Origin of the sequence: Kamptonema sp. PCC 6506 (assembly GCF_000180455.1) — a bacterium.
In the GTDB taxonomy this organism is placed as follows: domain Bacteria; phylum Cyanobacteriota; class Cyanobacteriia; order Cyanobacteriales; family Microcoleaceae; genus Kamptonema; species Kamptonema formosum.
This window is the reverse complement of record NZ_CACA01000232.1, coordinates 1-5111: the sequence shown is the minus strand read 5'-3', so window position 1 is coordinate 5111 and position 5111 is coordinate 1. Positions and strand designations below refer to the sequence as shown.

Below are 5111 nucleotides of genomic sequence, written 5' to 3'. Positions count from 1 at the left end.
GAGCTACTACTTCATTAGGATTGATACTGGATAGTCTTGCTACTAAGGGTTGTGCGTCCTGTCCGCCCCGTTCTAGGATGGTTAAATGGTCAGTATCTAAAAGGTACATTTTAATCTGTAGGAAGTTGTTCGGAATCCTGTTGCAAAGATTGGCGATACTCTTTTCCTAACTGCATCGCTTCCTCAAATGCTGTACTTTTAGCAAAGGTTCCTGTAATTTTTTGCCACCAAGGATTTGAGGTAGCAGCGCTGATGGGAAGTAAATTCTTGAGATGCGCTACTTCTGTTTCTAGTTGGGCAACTCTTTCTTCTAGTTTTGATGTTGACATTATTAAGTTCGAGATGTATGGCTTTTGCTATTATAGCGCTGTTGACTTAGATTCCAAGTAGCGATCGCATTTTTCATCCTACTAAGAGTATCACCTTCACACTCCTCATTCTCCAGAACTTCTATCCAATCCCCTCTACCAAGTTACTCTCCTAGAAAGCATAAAATTAACGACTCTCAACACGCCTAAAGGTGATACCCTCGCCACTAGAACTAAATGTATTTGCATCAATAATTGTTAACCGATCTGGCGTTGTACTACTTGCTGGATTATTTGGATATCCAGCAACGAAAGTAACAGAGAAAGAGCTTCCCTTAGAAACATTGCTTGGTATTGATCCAAAGAATGTACGAGACCCAGACGGTACACATCTATCTCCCCCACTGTTTATTTTGGTTGCAACAAGGGAGTTACCATTAACTGTAATATTGATCTGCTCCGTGTGATTTGTCCCTCTGGGACACTGATAGCCTTTTGCAATCCATGTACCAATGAACATCTTTCGCCAGTATTCTTCCCTGACTCTTGATGTCCAACCTTGACAATTGTTTACTACCCCTCCATAGATACCATCATTTGGTGTGCGAAACTCACAACGGTTGGGAAGAACTGCTGTTCCGCCTGCCAAAACAATTTTAACTACATCAGGATCGTAACGTTCACTATCAATCGGAACAAAGTTGTCAACTCTGCCACCGCTGGCTTCTCGACCAGTTCTGATAGCTTCTTGGGGGTACTTGAATCTGCCTGTTGGGCCAAAACCTATGTTGTCCACAACTCTTCCATTGTTACAGAAGAATATCTGTTCATGAGCAATCTCAACGTTGAGTCTATCTCCTACTGGACTATTGGGACGATTTCCATCAAGTCCTCCCCTACCCCATGCCCCTTGAGAAAGAGGGTGCTGAGCAAACACAACATATCGCCCACCTTGACTACAGATACGTTGTTCGGTCAATGATTGTGCTTGGATTACCGCAGGAAAACAGACCTGAACCAGTATCCCGATTCCTAAAAAAACAGGCAAGTTTTTCATTGATATTATGCAGAGTAGAAATAAAATTAACGTTTCTACCAAATCATAGATATGATAGACCGATCGCTCAAAACTGAAAAGGGAAAAAAGACGGAAAAAGACGGGTATTTCTAAGATTAGGATAAAAGACGGATAAAGGCGGATAAAGACGGATAAAGTCGGCTATACTAACTTATAGTTCTCTGACAACCCTAATGATGGACACTGCCAATATCTTGCAATTTGTAGATGAAGTGGTATGCGCTAAAACAGGCAAGCGTTTAAATGACTTGCAGCGCGGAATTATCGAGGGAATACTGAAACGACAAAAGTATTCTGATATCGCAGAGAGTTATGGTTGTACTGCGGGTCATGCTAAGGATGTCGGTTACAAGCTTTTGCAAATGTTATCTGATGTTTTTGGCGAATCAGTTGATAAACGTAATCTTAAATCTGTCCTAAAACGAAAATCAACTATAAATATTGCTTTCAATAATAGTAATAATATTGAGGGAAATATCAACACGATTAATTATATTAATGCTTGCTCAGAACTACCCAATGTTACCCCAGATAAAAGCCAGCCTTCGACTCCTGACTTTCACGACGGTACAAATCAAGTTAAAATTGAAATGGTTGGTAAATTACGACAGTTGGGATTGAGCGATGAGCAAATTGCAGAGGTGGTAGGGTTAGCCTTGGAGGTAGTGAAAAAGATAGATTGAAAAGAATGAATTTATTTTCCGATCGCCAGTCTCAGCGTTCTCTTAACATCACGATTCTACTTTTAAGATAGATACACTTAGCCCCCAAATAACCGAGTTATAATAGTATATGGAACTCCTAAATTATAAACTTATATGCCATCCACTAAAACGTTACCTCTAGTTAAAAATCCCGAACGCCTAGAAAGCCGCCTCAAGGAAATTCCCCCCGTTCCCGGCGTTTATTTGATGCGAGATGAAAGCGATCGCATCCTCTACATCGGCAAATCTAAAAAACTCAGATCCCGCGTGCGTTCCTACTTCCGTGAAAGTGGAAATATCAGTTCCCGCATTGCAATGATGGTGCAACAAGTATGCGAAATAGAATTTATTGTCACCGATACGGAAGCGGAATCTTTAGCACTAGAAGCTAATCTCGTCAAGCAACATCAACCATACTTTAATGTCCTGCTGAAAGATGATAAGAAATATCCCTATTTGTGCATCACTTGGTCGCAGGAATATCCCCGCATTTTCATTACCCGCAAACGCACTTCTGGAAATCAAAAAGACCGTTATTATGGCCCTTACGTCGATACAGGCGCACTGCGGAGTACGCTGCATCTAATTAAGCGGATTTTTCCTTTGCGGCAACGGCCACAACCACTATTTAAAGATAGACCTTGTATTAACTACGATATTGGTCGCTGCGTTGGCGTTTGTCAAGGGTTGATTGCAGTTGAAGAATATCGTAAAATGATGCTGAAAGTCGCGATGATTTTCCAGGGAAGGACTCAAGAATTGATTGAAAGTTTGCATTCACAAATGGACCAGGCGGCGGCAGATTTGAATTTTGAAACTGCTGCTCGGATTCGCGATCAAATTAAAGGTTTACAGTCTTTGAGTGCGGATCAAAAAGTATCTTTGCCTGATGATACGGTTTCCAGAGATGCGATCGCACTTGCTAATGATGACCGACACGCTTGTATTCAATTATTCCAAATTAGGGCGGGTCAGCTAGTAGGAAGATTGGGATTTATTGCTGAGACTACCCCCCCACCCCCCCTTACTAAGGGGGGCTTAATGATGATTTATCTTCTGATTCATCCCCCCATTTACGAAGGGGGGGGAAGAGGGGGGGTTAGAACTTGGAGCTATTTTACAGCGAGTCTTAGAAGAACATTATCAAAATGTAGAATCAGTGGAAATTCCATCTGAGATTTTAGTGCAGTATGAGTTACCAGAGGGAGAGATATTAGCAGATTGGTTAAGCAGTCATAAAGGGCGAAAAGTGAGTATTGTCGCACCGCAGCGGCAAACTAAGGCAGAATTAATTGAGATGGTAGAACGTAATGCTGAATATGAATTAGCAAGGATGCAAAAATTAGGCGATCGCAACTCTCAAGCAATGCAAGATTTAGCAGAAATTCTTGATTTGCCAGAGTTGCCACACCGTATAGAAGGTTACGATATTTCACACATTCAAGGTTCTGATGCAGTGGCTTCTCGCGTCGTATTTATTGATGGTTTGCCAGCAAAACAACACTACCGTCATTACAAAATTAAAAATCCTGAAGTTAAATCCGGTCATTCTGATGACTTTGCCAGTTTAGCGGAAGTTATTGGTCGTAGATTTGGAAAGAAGAAGGAAGAAGAAAGAGGAATAAAAGCCGAAGGATTTAGCGATATAGTGGATAAACCAGATTTAATTATGATTGACGGTGGAAAAGGTCAATTGTCCGCAGTAGTGGAAGTTTTGCGGGAGATGAATTTGCTAGAAGAATTGCGAGTGGTGAGTTTAGCTAAGCAGCGAGAAGAGATTTTTTTGCCCGGAGAATCTTTACCTTTAGCTACTGATTCCGAACAGCCAGGAGTGCAGTTATTGCGGCGTTTGCGCGATGAAGCTCATAGATTTGCTGTGAGTTTTCACCGCGATCGAAGAAGTGATAGGATGAAGCGATCGCGATTAGATGAAATTCCCGGTTTGGGACATCATCGCCAGAAACAATTGTTAGCACATTTTCGCTCTGTTGACTATATTCGTTTGGCAACTCTAGAACAACTGGCTGAGGTTCCTGGGATTGGGCCGCGTTTAGCGCAGGAAATTTACGATTATTTCCACCCTTAAAACCCTATTTCCAGACTGTTTAAATGCGTAACAGCTTAGGACTTGACTTATTCGCAGAAAACTTAAACTCAAGAAAGAGGAGCGCACCCTCACTGTTCCAATGTCCTCAAGCGGGTATGCTTCTCCCTAACTTAATCATCCCTTAGAGAGGAGACATTCTGCCGAGGAGTAAGTTATCTTAATTCCCAAACTTTAATCGAGAGGAAAAGCCTGTGGTTCCCTTACGCGATGAGAATCCCACCACTATTACGCCTTATGTCACCTATGGACTGATTGCTGTTAATATATTGGTGTTTATCTACGAACTAACTTTACCAGAGGGGCAACTAACTCGATTCTTCTACTCGTGGGCTGTTGTTCCTTGTCAGCTTACTGATATCTGCCCGGTGTCTATACCAGCATCTCCTTTTCCAGAATGGGTGACATTAATTACTTCCCAATTTTTACATGGAGGTTTTCTTCACGTCGCTGGGAATATGCTATTTCTGTGGATATTTGGCAACAACGTAGAAGACCGTTTAGGTCATGTCAAATTTATCGTATTTTACCTAGCTTGTGGTGTGTTGGCTTCCTTAACGCAGTGGTATTTCTCCTCTGCATCTCAGATTCCTTCCTTGGGGGCTAGCGGTGCGATCGCGGGCGTTATGGGAGCCTATATTCTCAGATATCCTAAAGCTAAAGTTCTCACATTACTTCCCTTGGGTATATTTTTTACTACTGTGCGAATCTCTGCTTTCTGGTTTTTAGGGTTTTGGTTTTTACAGCAAGCATTTTATGGTGTCGCTTCGGTGAATGCCCCGGCAAATATTGGTATGGAAGGGGGAGGAATTGCTTATTGGGCACACGCTGGCGGATTTGTATTCGGAGCTTTACTCAGCCCTCTGTTAGGGTTATTTTCAGAAGAGTGATTAAGGAATTGGTAATGGGTAATTGGT

At 42.0% G+C, this 5111-nt stretch carries 4 protein-coding genes and 1 pseudogene; 3 read left to right on the top strand and 2 right to left on the bottom strand.

Features of this window, described 5'->3' with window-relative positions; genetic code table 11:
* Nucleotides 1–110 precede the first annotated feature (110 nt).
* Together OSCI_RS12045 and OSCI_RS12040 are read right to left on the bottom strand one after the other, a co-directional pair.
* The gene (locus tag OSCI_RS12045; RefSeq protein WP_007355230.1) at nt 111–329 is read right to left on the bottom strand and encodes a hypothetical protein; all 219 of its coding nucleotides are present in this window, start codon (nt 327–329) and stop codon (nt 111–113) included.
* 166 nt (nt 330–495) lie between these two features.
* Nucleotides 496–1365 carry a hypothetical protein gene (locus tag OSCI_RS12040; protein ID WP_007355229.1) on the bottom strand — a complete coding sequence of 290 codons (870 nt, stop codon included), beginning with the start codon at nt 1363–1365 and terminating at the stop codon, nt 496–498.
* Nucleotides 1366–1559: 194 nt separating this feature from the next.
* On the opposite strand from OSCI_RS12040, the gene OSCI_RS12035 reads away from it, so the two are divergent.
* The 3 genes and pseudogenes from OSCI_RS12035 (at nt 1560) to OSCI_RS12025 (ending at nt 5084) form a co-directional block, all read left to right on the top strand.
* Entirely contained in the window at nt 1560–2069 is a 510-nt protein-coding gene (locus OSCI_RS12035) for a hypothetical protein (protein WP_007355228.1), read from the top strand.
* 135 nt (nt 2070–2204) lie between these two features.
* Nucleotides 2205–4176: pseudogene (uvrC, locus tag OSCI_RS12030) on the top strand (excinuclease ABC subunit UvrC).
* A 212-nt stretch (nt 4177–4388) separates the two neighbouring features.
* Nucleotides 4389–5084: a rhomboid family intramembrane serine protease gene (locus tag OSCI_RS12025; RefSeq protein ID WP_007355227.1), complete on the top strand. Its 696-nt coding sequence runs from the start codon at nt 4389–4391 to the stop codon at nt 5082–5084.
* Nucleotides 5085–5111 lie beyond the last annotated feature (27 nt).